The organism is uncultured Ferrimonas sp., from assembly GCF_947489035.1.
In the GTDB taxonomy this organism is placed as follows: domain Bacteria; phylum Pseudomonadota; class Gammaproteobacteria; order Enterobacterales; family Shewanellaceae; genus Ferrimonas.
Genome location: NZ_CANLCI010000003.1, coordinates 165,918 through 184,849, shown reverse-complemented (window position 1 = coordinate 184,849; position 18,932 = coordinate 165,918). Strand labels below are relative to the sequence as shown.

Below are 18,932 nucleotides of genomic sequence, written 5' to 3'. Positions count from 1 at the left end.
GATTATGGACGCACCTTACCAGCGCATTCTGTAACTACCAAAAGCAAATTGTTGCCAAGTTGCTAATGGCTGGAACGTCTGCTTGACAATAACGTGATCCTCATAGACATTGGGCGCTGGAAATGTGCATAAGAATCAGGAAGGAAGCATGTCTGAACAGGCCCAACAACAAAAGCAACAAGCCTGGGTGCGAGAGCAATTTCAAAAGGCGAATAAGCACATGGCAGAGAAGGGAATTTTGCCAGGAAAGGTACTGGTAAAAGAGTCCCGTCAGCTGCCACCCTTTGTTGCCTTATGGAAGATGGAAGATAAGTCTCCGCATAAGCGTCGCTACTGGGTATTAAGTGGCGATTTACCAACGGACATGGTGGCGGAAAGCACGGCCGCGAACGCGCGTGATGCGTTGCACCATTTTTCGTTACTGTGGCAAATGAAAGCAGAAAACCTGCTGCGCAGTGGTGAAAAGACTCAAGTTGAGTTGGCAAAACTGATGGTTAGCCGCGCTGAAGCGATGGCAAAGATGCACCGCGATGATCGCCTTTGGGGCGAAATGAAATCGAAACTGGCCAGTTAAAGCGATTGCTTGAAAAGAGAAAGCCGCCGTTAGGCGGCTTTTTTGTGGGCGCTTAATCGAGGTACCAATAGCCCTGTTGCACCCAACTAAGCAGCTCAGCTAAGGCGTTTTGCTGTTGGCACAATGGCGCCAATTGCGGCCAGCTGAGCTGATCAGATTGAGCCAGTTGCGCCGCTTGGGCACTTAAATCGCTGGGCAACACCCAGATCTGACCATCAATAAACAGCCGTGTTTGCCGGTCGTCTTGCACCTGTAAACACTTCACGCCCGGGGTCCGCTGCAGTTGCGCCCCGGCTTGCAGCGCTTGCAGTAATTGCTCGGCGTCGATGGCCTGTGGCTCTAACGCCAGTTCAAACCGATTTTGGCTTAGGGCACAACCCAGTGCCTGTTGCCAACCATCGCCGTTTAACGTGGCGCTCACTAAGGCAGCAAAGCCTTGCTGTTGCTCGGTGCTGATCTGCGATGGCTGGGGGTTGTCGTCAGCTTGTTGGTAGCGCTGTTCCCCTAAGTTGTTATCAACCAGCACATCGGCTAAGGCAGACAGCAATTCTTGCTGGCTTGGGGCCCGAAAACCGACGGAGTAGGACAGCGACGGCACGAGCGAGCGACCGCAATGGGGGAAACCAACGGGGATGTAAAGCAGATCGCCGGGTTCCATCACCATATCAATGATCGGCTCAAAATCGGCAACCAGACTCATGTTGCTGTTATCGGCACGCTTAGGGTGATCACCGCGGTCGCCCACTTGCCAATGGCGCTTCCCTTGCCCTTGAATGATAAAAACATCGTAGTTGTCGATGTGGGGGCCAACGCCACCGCCTTCAACCGCAAACGACGCCATCAAGTCATCAAAGCGCCAATCGGGCAGAAAGCGAAACTGGCGAGCTAACTGTTGTCCGTCATCCACAAAGTGGTTAATGGCTTGCACTAACAGTTGCCAGTTGTTGTCTCCTAAGGGGCTGTAGTCTTCCGGTGCGCCATCTTGTGCAAGCCAGTGATCCGCTTTGGTGTGGATCATCCGCGCGGCTGCACCGTCTTCTAATGCGAGCCCGGCCAGCTCGTCTGGGCTGATCGGATCGTCAAAGTCAGTAAAAGCGCCTTTGAATAGCCGAGGCTGCTGTTGCCAGTCGTGCTTGAGAAAATGCGGGATGTCGATCTGCAGTTGATTCATAAGATCCTTAAAAACCAAAACGCCACCTTGCGGTGGCGTTTAATAGGCGGGCGCTTAGTACTGTTCTAGAAACTTACTGGCGTGGCCAATGTAGTTGGCCGGAGTCAGCAGTTTAAGTTCATCTTTCACCGCCTGTGGCAGCGCTAAGGTGTCGATGAACTCCGCCATCATTTGCTGATTAACGCGCTTGCCGCGGGTTAATTCTTTCAGCTTCTCGTACGGCTTTTCAATGCCGTAACGGCGCATGACGGTTTGGATTGGTTCAGCCAATAGCTCCCAGTTGCCGTCAAGCTCGGCGGCCAAGCTGGCTTGGTTCACTTGCAGCTTCGAGATCCCTTTCAACGTTGATTGGTAACCAATCAAGCTGTAACCCATGCCAACGCCTAAGTTGCGTAATACGGTTGAGTCGGTCAGATCGCGCTGCCAGCGTGACACGGGCAATTTAGCGGCCAAATGCTGGAACAAGGCATTTGCCATGCCCAAGTTGCCTTCGGAGTTTTCGAAGTCAATTGGGTTTACTTTGTGCGGCATGGTTGAAGAACCAATTTCACCGGCAATGGTGCGCTGCTTAAAGTGGCCAAGTGCAATGTAGCCCCAAATGTCGCGATCGAAATCAACCAAAATGGTGTTGAAGCGGGCGATGGCATCGAACAGTTCCGCGATGTAATCGTGCGGTTCGATTTGCGTGGTCCACGGGTTCCAGGTTAGCCCTAAGCTGGTCACGAAGCGTTCTGACATCTGATGCCAGTCAACTTGCGGGTAAGCCGACAGGTGGGCGTTGTAGTTGCCTACTGCGCCGTTGATTTTACCCAGCAGTTCCACCTGTTCAATCTGCTTAATCTGGCGTGTTAACCGCATTGCCACGTTGGCCATCTCTTTGCCCAAGGTGGTTGGTGAGGCTGGCTGGCCGTGGGTGCGTGCCATCATTGGTACAGTGGCGTTATCTCGAGCCAGTTGCTGGATAGACTCCAGGATCTGATTCAAGTAAGGCAGCAACACCTGTTCGCGGGCTTCGTGCAACATCAGGCCGTGGGACAGGTTGTTGATGTCTTCTGACGTACAGGCAAAGTGCACAAACTCATTAATGGCGTGCAGTTCTGCTTGGTCTGCAATACGTTCTTTGATGAAGTACTCAACCGCTTTTACGTCGTGGTTAGTGGTACGTTCAATCTCTTTCACGCGAGCTGCGTCGGCCTCGCTAAATTGCTCCGTGATGCGGTCTAGGTGGGTTAACGCGGCTTCACTAAAGCAAGGTACCTCTTCAATCTCTGGGCAAGCGGCCAACAGTTTCAGCCATGAGATCTCAACTTGAACGCGGTATTTGATTAATCCAAATTCGCTAAAGATCCCACGCAGTTCCTGAGTTTTGCTGCCATATCGGCCATCAACCGGCGACACCGCGGTTAAAGCTGAAAGTTCCATGAGGACTCCTTGAGGTAAGGTTTATTGTAATTATTTTGCTTGGGCTGCAATTTTCACGATCGCCTTGCGCGACAACATCAGTTGGCGACGTTTGCCACCGAGTTGCCGCCACAACACGGCCGAGCGTACAGCAGCCAGCAGTAGGGTACGGATTTTGTATTGATTGATTTTTTTCTGAAGCTGAACCGGCGTGCCAACCACTTGAATACGGCTGCCCAGAGGGCTGATCACGTCGGAATAAACCGAAGCTAAATTTGCCAGTACCTGTTCATCCAACAGATCGTAATGATGCTGCTGACGCTTCACTTGGCTTAATCGTTCCGCCAGCATACTTAAGGCGGCAGGCTTGGCGCTCAGTTTGCGCTCCAGTGCCAGTACCCCAACAAGGTAGCGGGTAAGATCAACGTCTTTACGGGCGTTGTCGCCAAGTTGGTCAATGACCACCTGATAGCCATCTTCTAGGCTACCTTGGGCATAGACTTCACGGGGATGATCCGGATCAGTAACCAAGATGGTATTGATGCAATCGCGTACGTCGCTCTCTTCGGCGCTGCCGTAACGGGCGATATTGCGTACCTGATGGATTGCTTGGCAGATCCCAGCAAATGCCATGGTACGAAGTTCAATTGTGCTCATGCTGTCCTCAGCGGATTAGGCTTTCAATGATGCCGCCGCCTAAGCACACTTCACCACGGTAAAATACCGCCGACTGTCCAGGGGTTACTGAACTGACCGGCTCGTCAAACATCACCTGCAACTCGCCATTAGCGTGTGGAGTGACCGTACAGTTAACGTCTTGTTGACGATAACGGGTTTTCACGGTGAGTTGGCACTGCTGCTGAGGCCCCTTACGATCAACCCAGTCCAGCTGATTCGCAATCAGACCTTTAGAGAACAGACGCGGGTGATCGGCACCTTGACCCACAATCAATACGTTCCGTTCAACGTCTTTATCTACTACGTACCAAGGCGCGGCACCCGATTCCTTCATGCCACCAATGCCTAAGCCTTTACGCTGGCCTAGGGTGTGATACATCAAGCCTTCATGCTTACCAATGGTTTCGCCTTCGGCGGTTTCGATGTTACCCGGCTGGGCGGGCAGGTACTTGGCCAAGAAGTCTTTAAACTTGCGCTCGCCAATAAAGCAGATCCCCGTGGAGTCTTTTTTATTGTGAGTGATCAGCCCTTGTTCTTCAGCGATGCGGCGCACTTCCGGTTTTTCCAGTTCGCCGACAGGGAATAGGGTTTGACCGACGTGCTGTTCGCCGAGGGTATAGAGGAAGTAACTTTGATCTTTGTTGTTGTCTAGGCCGCGCAGCATCTCCACGCTGCCATCCGCGTTAACGCGACGACGAACGTAGTGACCGGTGGCGATGTAATCCGCCTGCAGGGCTTCGGCAGCAAACTCTAAGAACGCCTTGAACTTGATCTCTTTGTTGCAAAGGATATCTGGGTTTGGTGTGCGTCCGGCTTTGTATTCCGCGAGGAAATATTCAAAGACGTTGTCCCAGTATTCGGCGGCGAAGTTTACGCTGTGCAGTTCAATCCCTAACTTGTCACAAACCGCTTGAGCGTCAGCCAAATCATCAGCTGCAGCACAGTATTCTTCAGAGTCGTCTTCCTCCCAGTTTTTCATGAACAGGCCTTCCACTTGGTAGCCCTGTTGCATCAATAGGTAAGCGGATACTGAAGAGTCGACGCCGCCGGACATACCGACGATCACCTTTTTATTGCGGTTTTCAGACATAAGTAATGGATGATTTTAAAGGTGGAAATTTTTAGGCGGCTATTCTATCACGGGTGCGACAGTTCGAGCCAATCCCAACGTAACAGCAAAGTGGGGCTGTACTGGCGTGTTTTCAATACGCCAGCTGCAATAAAAACTTAAGCTGCTCATTTTGTTGTTGAACAATATTTGCGGCAGCACCGACGGCGAGCGCTTAAAGGTTATCTAACTGGCGGTATTTGCCCAGTTCAATGCCATCTAAAGTCCAGCTGCCGATGCGATAGCGGATCAGGCGCAGGGTTGGGTGGCCGATGTGGGCGGTCATGCGCCGTACTTGGCGGTTACGCCCTTCGACGATGGTGATCTGCAACCAACTGGTTGGAATGTTGGCGCGCTCTCGGATGGGGGGATTGCGTGCCCATAACCACTGGGGCTGCTCTACCAATTCGATTTTGGCGGGCAGTGTCATGCCATCTTTCAGCTCTACGCCTTTGCATAACGCGGCAATGGACTCCGGCGTGGGTACGCCTTCTACCTGAGCAAAATAGGTTTTGCTGGTTTTCTTGCCCGGTTGGGTGAGCTTGGCTTGCAGTTGACCATCGTTGGTTAGCAGCACCAAGCCTTCCGAGTCTCTATCGAGCCGGCCGGCGGGGTAGATATCTTTAATGGCCACGTAGTCCGCTAAGGTTTGTCGACCTTGGCCATCGGTGAACTGAGTCAATACATCGAACGGCTTGTTCACTAGCACCACTTTACGTGGACCAGTTGGCCGAGCGGGCTTTGCCGATCGAGCCGTTCGGGCGTGGGATTGAGGTTTGGCGCGGCGAGGGCGCTTAGGCTGGGGGCGTTTCTCTGTCATCGCTCTATTGTATTCCCGAAGCCGTTGGTGGGACTAGCAAAAAGTGCAATTCCCCTGCATGTGTGATTGATCTATCATAGGCGCCGGAAAAGGAGAGATAGATCGGCTCTGCCGATAACCCATTACAAGGAGAATAAAATGGAATCGAAAATCCAGCGCCCAACTCAGGGAGAAGTGATCTCTGTTGACGCAAACGGGGCACTGAATGTTCCTAATCAGCCAATCATCCCTTTTATTGAGGGTGATGGCATCGGTGTTGATGTTACTCCGCCAATGATCAAAGTATTGGATGCGGCTGTTGCTAAGGCATACAACAGCGAGCGTCAAATTCAGTGGATGGAGATCTACTGTGGTGAGAAGTCAACTCAAGTCTACGGCGCTGATACTTGGCTGCCACAAGAAACCTTAGACGCGGTTAAAGAGTTCAAAGTGTCGATTAAAGGCCCACTGACCACCCCTGTAGGCGGTGGCATTCGTTCTTTGAACGTGGCCTTGCGTCAAGAACTGGATCTGTACGTGTGTCTGCGTCCAGTACGTTACTACGAAGGGACGCCAAGCCCATTGAAGCAGCCAGAGCTGACCGACATGGTGATCTTCCGTGAAAACTCAGAAGACATCTACGCTGGGGTTGAATGGCAGGCCGGTACCGCTGACGCTGACAAAGTGATCAAGTTCCTGACCCAAGAGATGGGCGCCACCAAGATCCGCTTCGAAGAGAATTGCGGCATCGGCATCAAACCAATCTCTCAGCAGGGCACCGAGCGTCTGGTTCGTGCGGCAATCCAATACACCATCGATAACGATCGTGATTCTTTGACCTTGGTACACAAGGGCAACATCATGAAGTTTACGGAAGGTGCGTTTAAAGACTTCGGTTATGAGTTGGCTCAGCGTGAGTTTGGTGCCGAACTGCTGGATGGCGGCCCATGGTGCAAGATGACCAACCCGAAAACTGGCAAAGAGATCATCATTAAAGATGTGATCGCTGATGCCTTCTTGCAGCAGATCCTGTTGCGTCCTGCAGAGTACGACGTTATCGCAACCATGAACTTGAACGGCGATTACGTATCGGATGCGCTGGCGGCGCAAGTGGGCGGTATTGGTATCGCCCCAGGCGCCAACATTGGTGATGGTGTTGCTTTGTTTGAAGCAACCCACGGCACCGCACCGAAGTACGCTGGCCAAGACAAAGTTAACCCAGGTTCTTTGATCCTGTCGGGTGAAATGATGCTCCGTCACATGGGCTGGACCGAAGCCGCAGATCTGATTGTTAAGGGAATGGAAGGCGCGATTGCTGCTAAAACCGTAACCTACGATTTTGACCGCCTGATGGATAACGCCACTTTGCTGAGCTGCTCTGAGTTTGGTGATGCGATCATCGATCACATGTAAGCGATGAGCTAATCAAGCTTGCAAACAAAAGCGCCAATCAATGATTGGCGCTTTTTTGTTGCTTCAATGTAATCACGGTTACGCGCCTAATAAAAAAACAGACCTCAACGGATCTGCTTTTTTAACGGCGCTCATGAGTTACATATCGGCAGATCGAATGTTGGAAGCGTGCATGCCCTTAGGCCCACGTTCCATTTCGAACTTTACTTCTTGACCTGCTTTCAAGGTGCGGTAACCGTCCATGTCGATGGTGGAATAGTGCGCAAACACATCTTCGCCGCCATCCTCAGGGCAGATAAAGCCAAACCCTTTCGCATTGTTGAACCACTTCACTGTTCCTTGAGCCATACCCGACTTCCTTCTACTGAGTCCTTCCCGTGTGTCTTGTAATCATCACTCTATGCCCATATAACTGAGATTGAGCTAGTGGCGACCGCAGCGATCAAGCGCTGTACACTATGAATTAACAAATGGATAACATCTTAGTCAAGAATTATTTGGCTCTGTGTTTAATCCGCAAGCGGAAAGAGTGGCTAAGCTTTAACTATGAGCAAGCAATTTGAATTGGACGATGTCGTTGAACAGGAAAAGTTAGAGCAAAAGCTTGAGCCGCCGCGACTTTTTAAAGTTGTTCTGAATAATGACGATTACACACCGATGGAATTTGTGGTTGAGGTACTGACCAAGTTCTTCAATCTCAGTGACGAGCAGGCAACGGAAGTGATGCTGACCGTACACTACAAAGGGAAGGGCGTTTGCGGCGTTTTTACCCTCGATATTGCAGAGACCAAGGCGGTACAAGTAAACGACTATGCTCGTGAGAATCAGCACCCGTTGCTGTGTTCCACCGAACAAGCTTGATTTAGATACTGTGGGGAGTTGGCGACATGCTGAATAAAGATCTCGAAGTAACACTCAATAACGCCTTTCAACAAGCGCGTCGCAATCGCCATGAGTTTATGACGGTAGAACATCTGCTGTCGGCATTGTTGGATAACCCTTCGGCGCAGGAAGCGCTGAGTGCCTGTGGCGCTCGCCTCGATTCACTGCGCAGTGAAGTTGACCTATTTATCGAACAAACCACCCCGCTGATCCCGCAAGACGACGGCGATCGGGAAACCCAACCCACCTTAGGTTTTCAGCGGGTGCTGCAGCGGGCGGTATTCCACGTACAAAGCAGTGGTCGCAATGAAGTCTCTGGCGCAAATGTGTTGGTGGCGATCTTTTCCGAGCAAGAAAGCCAAGCGGTGTATCTGCTGCGTAAGTCGGATGTCACTCGCTTGGATGTGGTTAACTTTATCGCCCATGGGGTGTCGAAGAAAGAAGACCAAAACGCCGCAGATAGTAGCAGTGACGACGCCGAAAACGACTCGCCAACCATGGGCATGGAAAAGGAAGAGTCCAGCGGCGACAAGTTGGAAAACTTTGCCAGTAACCTGAATAAACAAGCCGAAGCGGGGCAGATTGATCCGTTGATTGGTCGTGAAGACGAAGTAGAACGCACCATTCAAGTGTTGTGTCGTCGTCGTAAGAACAACCCGTTGTTAGTCGGTGAAGCTGGCGTCGGTAAAACCGCCATTGCCGAAGGTTTGGCGTACCGCATTGTGAAAGAAGACGTGCCAGAGGTGATTGCCGACTGCACCATCTACAGCCTCGACATGGGCGCGCTGCTGGCGGGCACGAAATATCGTGGTGACTTCGAGAAGCGATTTAAAGCGGTACTGCGCCAACTACAGCGTAATCCTAAGGCGATTCTGTTCATTGATGAGATCCACACCATCGTGGGCGCAGGAGCGGCCTCAGGCGGCATGATGGATGCGTCCAATTTGCTGAAGCCATTGCTTTCTAGTGGCAAGCTGCGTTGCGTAGGCTCAACCACCTATCAGGAATATCAGGGGATTTTTGAAAAAGACCGCGCATTAGCGCGCCGTTTTCAGAAGATCGATGTGCCTGAGCCAAGCGTGGCGGAAACAACCCAAATTCTAATGGGCTTGAAAAGCCGTTACGAAGAGCACCATCAGGTGCGATACACCCAATCGGCCTTAAGTGCGGCATCCAACTTATCAGCCAAACACATTAACGAACGTCAATTGCCGGATAAAGCCATTGATGTGATTGATGAAGCAGGGGCGCGAATGGCGATGTTGCCTGCCTCGAAACGCAAAAAAACCATCTCTGTGGGCGATATTGAAGAGATCGTTGCGAAGATCGCCCGCATCCCCGCTAAATCGGTGTCCGCTACGGATAAAGAGGTGCTGGAAAACTTAGATCGCAACTTGAAAATGGTGGTGTTTGGTCAAGATCCGGCGATTGATGCACTTACCTCGGCCATTCGTCTTTCGCGCAGTGGTTTGGGGAACGAAGGCAAACCGGTGGGGAGTTTCTTATTTGCTGGCCCAACCGGTGTTGGTAAAACGGAAATAACTCAACAACTTGGGCGTCAATTAGGGGTAGAACTTATCCGCTTTGATATGTCTGAGTACATGGAGCGCCATAGTGTCAGCCGCCTGGTGGGTGCGCCTCCAGGCTACGTTGGTTACGATCAGGGTGGGCAGTTGACCGATGCCGTATTGAAGCACCCACACTCGGTTGTGCTACTGGATGAAATCGAGAAGGCACACAGTGACGTTTATAACCTGCTGCTGCAGGTCATGGATCACGGCACCCTAACCGACAACAACGGCCGTAAAGCGGATTTCCGCAACGTTACCTTAGTGATGACCACCAACGCAGGTGTGCAAGAGACGGTACGCCAATCCATCGGTTTTAAGCAGCAAGACAGCAGCTTTGATGCGATGGCTGAAATCAATAAGGTCTTTAGCCCTGAGTTCCGCAACCGTTTGGATGGGATCATTTGGTTTAACCACTTAGATATGCAAGTGATCGCCAAGGTCGTTGATAAGTTCTTGGTGGAACTGCAAGCGCAGCTTGATGGCCGCAGTGTGCAGATGGAAGTTTCGGCTGAAGCGCGAGTGTGGTTGGCAGAGAAAGGCTACGATCGCAATATGGGTGCACGACCAATGTCGCGAGTGGTGCAAGAGGAGATCAAAAAGCCAATGGCAAACGAGATCCTATTTGGCCAATTGCAAAAAGGTGGCTTAGTTAAAGTGGATGTGACTGACGGTAAGCTGGTGTTCGACTACGGTAAAGCCAAAGCAACGGTGGCTGCCCAATAAGCCGCAACCGGACACAAAAAAGCCCAGCTAATGCTGGGCTTTTTTGTGGGATAGCGGATTAACGCGCACGGAATACGATGCGACCTTTGGTCAAATCGTATGGAGTCAGTGCTACGGTTACCTGATCACCGGTCAAAATACGAATGTAGTGCTTACGCATTTTGCCTGAAATGTGAGCGGTAACAACATGTCCGTTTTCCAGTTCCACTCGGAACATGGTGTTAGGCAGAGTCTCAAGGACTGTGCCCTGCATCTCGATACTATCTTCTTTTGCCATCGAGGAATTCATCCCGTTATTGTCTATGAAAAATCGGCGGTATCATGCCGTAAATACCGCTCTAAGTAAAGGAATTAGCGGCCTTGAAGCTGCCACTGATCGTTATGGAAGCGTTCAACCGGACGAAATTCGGTTTTATAGGACATTTTAGGGCATGCGCCGATGTAATAGCCTAAATAAAGGTGCTCTCTTTTAATCCGTTTCGCGAGATCAATTTGTGCTAAAATTGCCCGCTTCCCCAGCGAACGGTGGCTCATGTCAGGGTCAAAAAAAGTGTACGTTGCCGACAAACTGGTGAGCAGCAGATCGGTTACGGCCACAGCAATCAGCTTGCCATTTAGCCAACCCTCAACAAACATCACCGGATGTTTGCTGCTGAGCAAGAACTGGTCAAACTGCTGATCACTTGGAGGGTACATGGTGCCGTCTTGATGGCGGCTAGTGATGTAACGATGGTACAGCGGCCGATATTGTGGCTTTACGGTTTCGCTTACCTGCCAGTCGATGTCTTTATTTTTGGCGATGATGCGCCGTTGGGAGCGACTGGGGCTAAAGAGTGCAACAGGCACACGCACGGGAACACAGGCATTACAGGTTTGGCAATGGGGGCGATAGATCTGATCGCCAGAGCGTCGAAAGCCTAACTCAAGTAAGTGTTCAAATTGGGCATTAGTGACCGGATCGCAGCACAACAGCAGGGTCTCTTGTTCTTTGTCGATGTAGCTGCAAGGGAAGGTTTGGCTTAAGCCGATGCGGATCTGTTGCAGGTTAGACATTGCACGCCACTCGCGCTTGTTGCCAATTTGCCCAAGCAATCGGCGCATCACGCAGGGCATGCACTTGTTCCAGAAAATGGTGGCGACTGATCATGGTGGCTCCCAAAGAACGCAGATGCGGGTTGTCGATCTGAGCATCGATAAGTTCAGCGCCCAGCTGCTGACAGTGTTGGCCTAGCAGGTACAACGCCAGTTTAGACGCCCCTGTTTGACTGTGGAACATAGATTCACCACAAAATACCCCGCCGACACTGATCCCGTATATTCCGCCAACTAATTGCTGATCTTGCCAAATCTCCAAAGAGTGGGCATGACCAAGCTGATGCAGCTGTTGATAGGCTTGGATCATCGCTGGGCTGATCCAGGTGCCAGCGTCATCCCCTCGTGGCGCCGCGCAGGCGTTGATCACCTGTTCGAACGCTTGGTTTACGCTGTAATGGTAATCGAACTTCCGCGCAACTCGGCGGGTCGAACGGGATAGGTGGATCTCGGCGGGGGTAAACACCGCTCGCTGCTTGGGGCACCACCACAGGATCGGATCTCCGGGATTGAACCAGGGAAAAATCCCATGTCGATAGGCGTCAACTAACCGAGCGGGCGCTAAATCTCCCCCCACGGCTAATAAGCCGTCAGGATCGGCAAGGGCGTAGTCTGGCGAGGGAAACCCCTCTTGGTGGTAGTCTAAGTATTGAATCGCATTAAGCATGATAGTGATGCAGACTGAGGTAACAACTGATGCATAAGGAGATGGTATGACATTCGTTTTACGGTCGATAGTATTAATCGCGTTATTGCTGCCTACCGTGACGCTGGCGGGTTATCAGCGCAATCAAGCGGTACCAGTACAGCAGGTGATTTATGGCGAAGTGATCTCGGTACGGCAGATCAGCACTCAAGAACTGCAGCAAGACAGGCATTCCGGCTGGAAAACCTTCGGCGGCGCTTTAATTGGTGGTGTGATTGGCCATCAGTTTGGCGGCGGTTCGGGCCAAGATGTTGCTACCGTATTGGGGGCGATTGCAGGCGCTGGATTGGCGGCGAATCGTTATCCTGATACGCGCATTATTGAACAGCAATTGATTGAGATGATGATCCGGTTAGAAGGGGATCAACAGCAGGTGATGGTGGTGCAGGATTGGGATCCAACCATGGCCTTCCAAGCAGGCAACACCGTACGGGTGGTGTACCTACAAGGAGGCCAAGTTCGAGTTGATAACGCGATGTAATTAACTGGCGCTTAAACGGCCGCTGTTCATGGTAAGTACGCGATCCATATGTTTCAGCGCCGCGGGTTTATGGGTAACGTACAGCAACGAACGTGTTGGACGATGCTGCAGCAACTGAGCAATGATGCTGGCTTCGGTTGCGTCGTCTAACCCCTCGGTGGGTTCATCCAATAACAGTAATGGCGCCGGATGCAACAGGGCTCGCGCAATGCCTAAACGGCGCTGTTCGCCACCACTGAGCAGACGCCCACCATCGCCAAGCCACTGGCCGAGCCCATCCCCTTGCAACAAAGCATCTAACTGCACCGCAAGCAGCACCTTTCGCAGTTCTTCATCGGTGGCACTGGGCTTAGCCAAACGCAGGTTGTTGGCTAAGGAATCGTTGAACACATGCACCCGCTGGCTTACCACACAGATCATCTCTCTGAGCGCAGCTTCACTGTATTGCTCCAGCGGTTGTTGATTCAGCATCAGCTGACCATGGCTCGGGCTTAATTCACGGGTAAGCAACTGCAACAAGGTCGATTTGCCGCAACCCGTTTGGCCAACCAGCGCGACTTTCTCGCCAGGCTTGAGCGTTAGGTCGATGTCGTTCAATACGGGTTCGGGGTTCGCGCCATACTGAAAACAGACACGATTCATTGTCAGCGTGATCTCATCTGCGGCAGGCAGATCACCAAAGCTCAGATCCGTTGGTTGTTGCAAGATTTCATTCAAGCGTTTGGCGGCACTGCGCGTTTGACCAAGGTGCTGAAACGCGCCAGCCACAGGGGCGACGGCTTCAAAGCTGGCCATGGTCGCAAACACCAACAGCGCTAAGATTGGGCCAACCTCACCCTGATTCAGCAGCACTTGATAACCCAACGCCAGCAACCCCAGTAACACCCAGCCATTAAACAACACCATTGCAGCCTGCGATGCGCCAGTCAGGTTCGCCATGGCTTTCTGATTGGCGAGCAACGCTTGTTCACTGGCTTTAATGGCGCGCTGTTGCTTGTTAATGGCGCCAAACACACGCAGTTCATTGTGGCCTTGCAAATACTCCAACATCTGTTGGCGCAAAGTCATCTGCTGCGCGGCGATCTGTTCCCCAGGGGATTTACCCAAGCGATAAAACAGCAGCGGCAACAGCAGCATCAGTGTCAGCAAGATAGCCCCAAGGGTGAATCCGGCCGCAGGGGCAAAGTAGCCAACCAGCAACGACACCACCACAACTGTAACGCTGCCAGCGACTACGGGGGTAATTAAGCGCAGGTAGACGTGATCAAGGCTATCGATGTCCGCCACCATGCGATTCAACAGATCCGCTTGGCGGATCCCCCGCAGTTGCTCACCCCGTAATGGCCCTAAGCGGCGGAAGAACCAACTGCGTAACGTTGCTAACAAGCGGAAGGTGGCGTCGTGGCTAACGACTCGTTCCGCCCAGCGGGCAACGGTACGGCCAATCGATAGGCCACGCACGGCACCCGCGGGCATCAGATAGTTGAAATCGGCACTGCGGGCGATCACCAGACCGGCCACGGCACTGGCACTGATAAACCAGCCGGAGATCGACAGCAGGCCAATAGAGGCTAATAGGGTTAACAGCGATAGGGATAAGCCCAGTGCTAAACGGCGCCACTGTTGTTGATACAGGTGCAAAAACGGCTTTAATTCATCCATTGTTTTGCTCCTTGATAGGGGTTAATTGCAGTACCTGATCGGCCAAGGCCAACTGCTCTTGGCGGTGGCTGATGGTGATCACGGTTTTGCCTTGGCTGAACTGATGCAGGCTTTGCTGTACCAGTTGCTCACTACGATGATCCAAGCTGGCGCTGGGTTCGTCCATCAATAGCAGTGGCGCCGGTTTCAGTAAGGCGCGGGCGAGGGCGATGCGCTGTGCTTGCCCAACAGAGAGACCCACGGCGTTGTCATTCAATGGGTAGTGCAACTGTTGCGGTAACTGCTGAACAAATTCACTGGCGTGTGCTTGCTCCAGTGCTTGCCATAGTTGCTCCTCGGTTGCATTCGGTGCAGCCAAACGCAGGTTCTCGGCAATGGATGCGGCAATCAAGAGCGGATTTTGCCCTAGCCAAGTGATGTGAGTTAACAGGTAGCTACTGTCGATATCGCGCACTTCATGGCCATTGATGGTTAAGCTGCCGTGGTAAGGCAACACGCCCATAAGCGCTTGCATCAACGAGGTTTTACCGCAACCGGTAGGCCCTGCGATGGCCATCACTTGCTGCGCCTTGGCATCAAAATTAATGGGGTTGGTGAGCGCGGTGCCATTCAAGGCGCAGATCACCGCGTTAGTTGCGGTTAATTGCAACGGTTGACTCAGATCGGGAGCCGCCGCTTCACCTTGATCGGGTTCTGGGGTCTGCAAGAAGTGCTGGATCGCATCGGCTGCGCCAACGGCTTCGGCTTTGGCGTGGTAGTAGGTGCCTAAATCACGAAACGGTTGGAAGAATTCCGGCGCTAAAAATAACACCAACAAACCGCTGAATAAGCTAACCCCACGGCCATAGTGGCCAAAGTCTAATTCGCCTAAATAGCTGAAACCGAAATAGACAGCGATGATGGCGATGGATACCGAGGCGAAGAACTCCAAAACCGCAGACGACATAAAGGCCATACGCAGCACTTCCATGGTGCGCTGACGGAACAGATCCGAGGCGTGATCCATTTTATCGGCTTCGGCATCAAGGCGGTGGTATTGCCGTATGGTGGCGATCCCCGCTAACCGATCTAAAAAATGGCCCGATAAACGCGCTAACGCTAAAAAGTTACGCTTGTTGGCGTCTGCTGCGCCCATGCCCACCAGCGCCATAAACAGCACGGTCAGTGGTGCGGTGACCACAAACACCACAACGGCAGCCCAGTTGGTGGGCAGGATCAGGGTGATAATGATGATTGGAATGATCATCACCAAGCGCATCTGCACCAGATAGCGGCTGTAGTAGTCGTTGATTTTTTCGACTTGCTCAAACAGCACACTGGTCCAACTGCCTGCAGCCTGCTGCTGAATATGAGCGGGCCCAAGGCGGGCAAACTTATCCAACAATTCGCTACGTAGGTGTTGGCGGATCATCGCCCCAGCGGTAAAACCAAAGCGTTCTTTGGCCCAGACACAGGCGGCGCGTAGCGGGCTAATCAAGATTAAGGCTGCGAAATGCGGTAGAAACAGATCAATGCTTTGTTGTTCAATGATCAAGCCATGCAGCATCGCCGCCAGCAGCCACGCTTGGATCACAATCATGAGCGCATTAGCAGAGCCTGCCAAGATGGCAAGATAGAGCCAGCGGCGGCTCAGGTAGGCGTATTGTCGCAACCATCGCAGGTTACGCTGTTCGGATCGTTTATCCATACAACTCAAATAAAAGTGGGGGCCGAAGCCCCCAGAAGAAAGAAGGTGTAACTGTTAGTACAACAGCTAGATTAGCTCTGCTGCAGCGCGTCGAGGTATTTTTCGGCGTCGAGCGCAGCCATGCAGCCGGTGCCGGCTGAGGTGATCGCTTGACGGTAGATGTGATCCATTACATCCCCGGCAGCAAAGATCCCTTTCACTGAGGTTTGTGTGGCGTTGCCTTCTAGGCCGCTTTCCACTTTTAGGTAGCCATCTTTCATCTCTAACTGGCCGTTAAAGATCTCGGTATTCGGGCTGTGGCCAATGGCGATGAACACCCCATCAACGGTCAGCTCTTCAACGGCATCGCTGTTGGTGTCTTTAATGCGAGCACCGGTTACGCCCATCTGATCGCCAACCACTTCATCCAGTGTGCGATCGGTGTGCAGAACGATGTTGCCGTTCTCCACTTTATCCATCAGGCGTTTCACTAAGATTTTTTCCGCGCGGAAGCTATCGCGGCGGTGCACCAAGTGAACTTCAGAAGCGATGTTGGACAGGTAGAGGGCTTCCTCTACGGCGGTGTTACCACCACCAACAACGGCAACCGGTTTATTGCGGTAGAAGAACCCATCACAGGTGGCACAGGCAGACACGCCGCGCCCCTTAAAGGCTTCTTCCGATTCCAACCCTAAGTAGCGCGCGCTGGCGCCGGTACAGATGATTAATGCGTCACAGGTGTACTCGCCGCTGTCACCTTTGAGGCGAAATGGACGGCTAGAGGTGTCCACTTCATTGATGTGATCGAACAGGATCTCAGTTTCAAAACGTTCCGCGTGCTGCTGCATGCGTTCCATCAATGCCGGGCCGGTTAGATCGGCGGCATCGCCGGGCCAGTTTTCCACTTCCGTGGTGGTAGTGAGCTGACCGCCTTGCTGCATGCCGGTGATCAGTACCGGCTTAAGGTTGGCTCGGGCCGCATAAACGGCAGCAGTATAACCTGCAGGGCCGGAGCCAAGGATCAGTAGAGGGCTGTGTTTTACGTCGCTCATCGGTAACTCCATGATGTCGGATAAGGCGTTGGGGGGATTGTAAGGAAAACCCTTAATAAAAGAAACGGGAGCCTATGCTCCCGTTATATCGATTAAACCGATGAGGCTAATCAGGCTTTCACTAACGCTTCGGCGTTATGGCATTCGTAACCCAAGGCTTCGGCCACTTCAGGGCAGGTTACTTTACCGTCCATTACGTTTAAGCCCTTCATCAGGTGAGCGTCGTCCAGCAGGGCTTTTTTGTAGCCTTTCTCTGCTAATGCAATGATGTAAGGCAGGGTGGCGTTGTTCAGCGCAAAAGTGGAAGTGCGCGGTACCGCCCCTGGCATGTTGGCCACGCAGTAGTGCACTACGTCGTCAACAATGTATACCGGATCTTGGTGGGTGGTGGCCTTAGAGGTTTCCGCACAACCGCCTTGATCGATGGCAACGTCAACAATAGCAGCACCAGGCTTCATTTTGCTGATGTGATCACGGGTGATAAGTTTAGGAGCCGCAGCCCCTGGGATCAGCACGCCGCCGATAACCAGATCCGCTTCAATAATGTGTTTCTCTAACGCTTCTGCGGTGGAGTAAATCACTTTGGCGCGGTTTTCAAATTGTGCGTTCAGCGAGCGCAATACGTTTACGCTGCGATCTAAGATGGTCACGTCGGCTCCCATGCCAACGGCCATCAAGGCCGAGTTACGGCCAACCATGCCACCGCCAATAACCACAACCTTGGCCGGTTCAACACCGGGTACGCCGCCCAGCAACATGCCGCGACCTTGGTTGGATTTTTCCAGTGCCTGAGCGCCGGCTTGGATGGACATGCGACCAGCCACTTCAGACATTGGCGCCAACAGTGGCAAGCCACCGCGATCATCGGTAACGGTTTCGTAGGCGATGCACACGGCGCCACTGTTGATCAGATCTTCAGTTTGCGGCGCATCAGGGGCAAGGTGAAGGTAGGTGAATAAGATCTGGCCTTGACGCAACATCGCGCGTTCAACAGCTTGTGGCTCTTTTACCTTTACGATCATCTCGGCTTCAGCAAATACCGCTGGTGCGTCCGCGAGGATCTGTGCACCGGCATCAATGTAATCTTGGTCGGTACAACCAATGCCGATCCCGGCTTGAGTTTGAACAATTACTCGATGGCCGCGTTGGGTCAATTCACGCACGCTCGCGGGCACCATGCCAACACGATATTCGTGGTTTTTGATCTCTTTTGGAACGCCTACAATCATCTGCATCCTGCCTTTTAACTATTCGTTATATTAATGTGACCGCTAATCACAAATTATGTGATGTTTTACTTGGTGTTAGCAGCAAAATCAGTATAATCTTCGTGTGGGAGTTTTTCTCGCAATATATTCGCGTATATATGGAATTTTATACTGCCGTTCGCAAAGCCTAAGGAAGTAAATATGGCATATAACAAGAAAAAGCCGTTGAAAGAACTTGATAGAATCGACAGAAACATCCTGAATGAACTACAGAAGGATGGGCGAATTTCCAATGTAGAGCTGTCCAAACGAGTTGGCCTAAGCCCAACACCATGTTTAGAGCGTGTTAAACGATTGGAACGACAGGGCTTCATCCTTGGCTACACGGCTCAGGTTAACCCGCACTACCTTGGTGCCTCATTGTTGGTTTACGTTGAGATCTCGCTGAACCGCGACAACCCAGAAGTATTTGACCAATTCAATCAGGCGGTAATGCTGCTAGAAGACGTGCAAGAATGTCATCTGGTCTCCGGGGATTTCGATTACCTGTTGAAGACCCGCGTAAGCGACATGACAGCCTACCGTCGCCTGTTGTCTGAGACCCTGCTGAAGCTGCCTTCCGTAAAAGACACCCGCACTTACGTGGTAATGGAAGAAGTAAAACAGACCAGTCGAGTTCAAATCTCCACGCCAACGCTGAACTAAGCGTACTGTGGTTTATAAAAAGCGCCCAATTGGGCGCTTT

Annotated in this window: 19 protein-coding genes; 6 read left to right on the top strand and 13 right to left on the bottom strand. The window is 52.1% G+C overall.

Annotated elements, in window-relative coordinates:
- Positions 1-148: 148 nt before the first annotated feature.
- Positions 149-574, top strand: coding sequence for a DUF4826 family protein (locus Q0796_RS03360; protein ID WP_298440292.1), 426 nt, complete (start codon positions 149-151; stop codon positions 572-574).
- Between the two features lie 52 nt (positions 575-626).
- Here Q0796_RS03360 and Q0796_RS03355 read toward each other — a convergent pair whose 3' ends face one another.
- From Q0796_RS03355 to Q0796_RS03335, 5 genes are all read right to left on the bottom strand, one after another.
- Positions 627-1,745, bottom strand: a complete 1,119-nt coding sequence (locus Q0796_RS03355; RefSeq protein ID WP_298440290.1) for a cupin domain-containing protein — start codon at positions 1,743-1,745, stop codon at positions 627-629.
- A 54-nt stretch (positions 1,746-1,799) separates the two neighbouring features.
- Positions 1,800-3,167 carry an adenylosuccinate lyase gene (purB, locus tag Q0796_RS03350; RefSeq protein WP_298440288.1) on the bottom strand — a complete coding sequence of 456 codons (1,368 nt, stop codon included), beginning with the start codon at positions 3,165-3,167 and terminating at the stop codon, positions 1,800-1,802.
- 30 nt (positions 3,168-3,197) lie between these two features.
- Positions 3,198-3,803 carry a high frequency lysogenization protein HflD gene (gene hflD, locus Q0796_RS03345; RefSeq protein WP_298440286.1) on the bottom strand — a complete coding sequence of 202 codons (606 nt, stop codon included), beginning with the start codon at positions 3,801-3,803 and terminating at the stop codon, positions 3,198-3,200.
- Positions 3,804-3,810: 7 nt separating this feature from the next.
- Entirely contained in the window at positions 3,811-4,914 is a 1,104-nt protein-coding gene (gene mnmA, locus Q0796_RS03340) for a tRNA 2-thiouridine(34) synthase MnmA (protein ID WP_298440284.1), read from the bottom strand.
- Positions 4,915-5,107: 193 nt separating this feature from the next.
- A complete protein-coding gene (locus Q0796_RS03335) occupies positions 5,108-5,752 on the bottom strand; it encodes a pseudouridine synthase (protein WP_298440282.1) in 645 nt (214 codons plus the stop codon).
- A gap of 138 nt (positions 5,753-5,890) precedes the next feature.
- Between Q0796_RS03335 and icd the strand changes: the two genes are divergently transcribed.
- Positions 5,891-7,144: an NADP-dependent isocitrate dehydrogenase gene (icd, locus tag Q0796_RS03330; RefSeq protein WP_298440280.1), complete on the top strand. Its 1,254-nt coding sequence runs from the start codon at positions 5,891-5,893 to the stop codon at positions 7,142-7,144.
- A gap of 138 nt (positions 7,145-7,282) precedes the next feature.
- Here the strand turns inward: icd and cspD are convergent, their stop codons facing one another.
- The gene (cspD, locus tag Q0796_RS03325) at positions 7,283-7,492 is read right to left on the bottom strand and encodes a cold shock domain-containing protein CspD (protein WP_298440278.1); all 210 of its coding nucleotides are present in this window, start codon (positions 7,490-7,492) and stop codon (positions 7,283-7,285) included.
- 198 nt (positions 7,493-7,690) lie between these two features.
- Here cspD and clpS point away from each other — a divergent pair, with 198 nt between their 5' ends.
- The gene (clpS, locus tag Q0796_RS03320; protein ID WP_298440276.1) at positions 7,691-8,005 is read left to right on the top strand and encodes an ATP-dependent Clp protease adapter ClpS; all 315 of its coding nucleotides are present in this window, start codon (positions 7,691-7,693) and stop codon (positions 8,003-8,005) included.
- A 26-nt stretch (positions 8,006-8,031) separates the two neighbouring features.
- Positions 8,032-10,320, top strand: a complete 2,289-nt coding sequence (gene clpA / locus Q0796_RS03315; protein ID WP_298440274.1) for an ATP-dependent Clp protease ATP-binding subunit ClpA — start codon at positions 8,032-8,034, stop codon at positions 10,318-10,320.
- Between the two features lie 58 nt (positions 10,321-10,378).
- Here clpA and infA read toward each other — a convergent pair whose 3' ends face one another.
- The 3 genes from infA to aat form a co-directional block, all read right to left on the bottom strand.
- The gene (gene infA / locus Q0796_RS03310) at positions 10,379-10,597 is read right to left on the bottom strand and encodes a translation initiation factor IF-1 (RefSeq protein ID WP_028115266.1); all 219 of its coding nucleotides are present in this window, start codon (positions 10,595-10,597) and stop codon (positions 10,379-10,381) included.
- Between the two features lie 74 nt (positions 10,598-10,671).
- Positions 10,672-11,373 carry an arginyltransferase gene (locus Q0796_RS03305; protein ID WP_298440268.1) on the bottom strand — a complete coding sequence of 234 codons (702 nt, stop codon included), beginning with the start codon at positions 11,371-11,373 and terminating at the stop codon, positions 10,672-10,674.
- Complete coding sequence (gene aat / locus Q0796_RS03300) at positions 11,366-12,079, bottom strand: leucyl/phenylalanyl-tRNA--protein transferase (protein WP_298440266.1); 714 nt, start codon at positions 12,077-12,079, stop codon at positions 11,366-11,368. The genes Q0796_RS03305 and aat overlap by 8 nt, the downstream gene beginning before the upstream one ends.
- Before the next feature lie 46 nt (positions 12,080-12,125).
- On the opposite strand from aat, the gene Q0796_RS03295 reads away from it, so the two are divergent.
- The gene (locus Q0796_RS03295) at positions 12,126-12,599 is read left to right on the top strand and encodes a glycine zipper 2TM domain-containing protein (RefSeq protein ID WP_298440264.1); all 474 of its coding nucleotides are present in this window, start codon (positions 12,126-12,128) and stop codon (positions 12,597-12,599) included.
- Here Q0796_RS03295 and cydC read toward each other — a convergent pair whose 3' ends face one another.
- The 4 genes from cydC to ald form a co-directional block, all read right to left on the bottom strand.
- Positions 12,600-14,261, bottom strand: coding sequence for a cysteine/glutathione ABC transporter ATP-binding protein/permease CydC (cydC, locus tag Q0796_RS03290; RefSeq protein ID WP_298440262.1), 1,662 nt, complete (start codon positions 14,259-14,261; stop codon positions 12,600-12,602).
- A complete protein-coding gene (gene cydD / locus Q0796_RS03285; RefSeq protein ID WP_298440259.1) occupies positions 14,254-15,948 on the bottom strand; it encodes a cysteine/glutathione ABC transporter permease/ATP-binding protein CydD in 1,695 nt (564 codons plus the stop codon). The genes cydC and cydD overlap by 8 nt, the downstream gene beginning before the upstream one ends.
- 71 nt (positions 15,949-16,019) lie before the next feature.
- Positions 16,020-16,979, bottom strand: a complete 960-nt coding sequence (gene trxB, locus Q0796_RS03280; RefSeq protein ID WP_298440258.1) for a thioredoxin-disulfide reductase — start codon at positions 16,977-16,979, stop codon at positions 16,020-16,022.
- Positions 16,980-17,089: 110 nt separating this feature from the next.
- Positions 17,090-18,208, bottom strand: a complete 1,119-nt coding sequence (gene ald, locus Q0796_RS03275) for an alanine dehydrogenase (RefSeq protein ID WP_298440256.1) — start codon at positions 18,206-18,208, stop codon at positions 17,090-17,092.
- 180 nt (positions 18,209-18,388) lie between these two features.
- Between ald and lrp the strand changes: the two genes are divergently transcribed.
- Positions 18,389-18,892: a leucine-responsive transcriptional regulator Lrp gene (lrp, locus tag Q0796_RS03270; protein WP_298440254.1), complete on the top strand. Its 504-nt coding sequence runs from the start codon at positions 18,389-18,391 to the stop codon at positions 18,890-18,892.
- Positions 18,893-18,932: the final 40 nt, after the last annotated feature.

Bases quoted from the DNA above. Each gene is read 5' to 3' on its own strand.
- mnmA (WP_298440284.1), bottom strand. From the start codon at position 4,914: ATGTCTGAAAACCGCAATAAAAAGGTGATCGTCGGTATGTCCGGCGGC.
- cspD (WP_298440278.1), bottom strand. From the start codon at position 7,492: ATGGCTCAAGGAACAGTGAAGTGGTTCAACAATGCGAAAGGGTTTGGC.
- cydC (WP_298440262.1), bottom strand. From the start codon at position 14,261: ATGGATGAATTAAAGCCGTTTTTGCACCTGTATCAACAACAGTGGCGC.
- clpA (WP_298440274.1), top strand. From the start codon at position 8,032: ATGCTGAATAAAGATCTCGAAGTAACACTCAATAACGCCTTTCAACAA.
- Q0796_RS03355 (WP_298440290.1), bottom strand. From the start codon at position 1,745: ATGAATCAACTGCAGATCGACATCCCGCATTTTCTCAAGCACGACTGG.
- Q0796_RS03335 (WP_298440282.1), bottom strand. From the start codon at position 5,752: ATGACAGAGAAACGCCCCCAGCCTAAGCGCCCTCGCCGCGCCAAACCT.
- hflD (WP_298440286.1), bottom strand. From the start codon at position 3,803: ATGAGCACAATTGAACTTCGTACCATGGCATTTGCTGGGATCTGCCAA.
- Q0796_RS03360 (WP_298440292.1), top strand. From the start codon at position 149: ATGTCTGAACAGGCCCAACAACAAAAGCAACAAGCCTGGGTGCGAGAG.
- aat (WP_298440266.1), bottom strand. From the start codon at position 12,079: ATGCTTAATGCGATTCAATACTTAGACTACCACCAAGAGGGGTTTCCC.
- icd (WP_298440280.1), top strand. From the start codon at position 5,891: ATGGAATCGAAAATCCAGCGCCCAACTCAGGGAGAAGTGATCTCTGTT.
- Q0796_RS03305 (WP_298440268.1), bottom strand. From the start codon at position 11,373: ATGTCTAACCTGCAACAGATCCGCATCGGCTTAAGCCAAACCTTCCCT.
- cydD (WP_298440259.1), bottom strand. From the start codon at position 15,948: ATGGATAAACGATCCGAACAGCGTAACCTGCGATGGTTGCGACAATAC.
- Q0796_RS03295 (WP_298440264.1), top strand. From the start codon at position 12,126: ATGACATTCGTTTTACGGTCGATAGTATTAATCGCGTTATTGCTGCCT.
- trxB (WP_298440258.1), bottom strand. From the start codon at position 16,979: ATGAGCGACGTAAAACACAGCCCTCTACTGATCCTTGGCTCCGGCCCT.
- ald (WP_298440256.1), bottom strand. From the start codon at position 18,208: ATGATTGTAGGCGTTCCAAAAGAGATCAAAAACCACGAATATCGTGTT.
- infA (WP_028115266.1), bottom strand. From the start codon at position 10,597: ATGGCAAAAGAAGATAGTATCGAGATGCAGGGCACAGTCCTTGAGACT.
- clpS (WP_298440276.1), top strand. From the start codon at position 7,691: ATGAGCAAGCAATTTGAATTGGACGATGTCGTTGAACAGGAAAAGTTA.
- lrp (WP_298440254.1), top strand. From the start codon at position 18,389: ATGGCATATAACAAGAAAAAGCCGTTGAAAGAACTTGATAGAATCGAC.
- purB (WP_298440288.1), bottom strand. From the start codon at position 3,167: ATGGAACTTTCAGCTTTAACCGCGGTGTCGCCGGTTGATGGCCGATAT.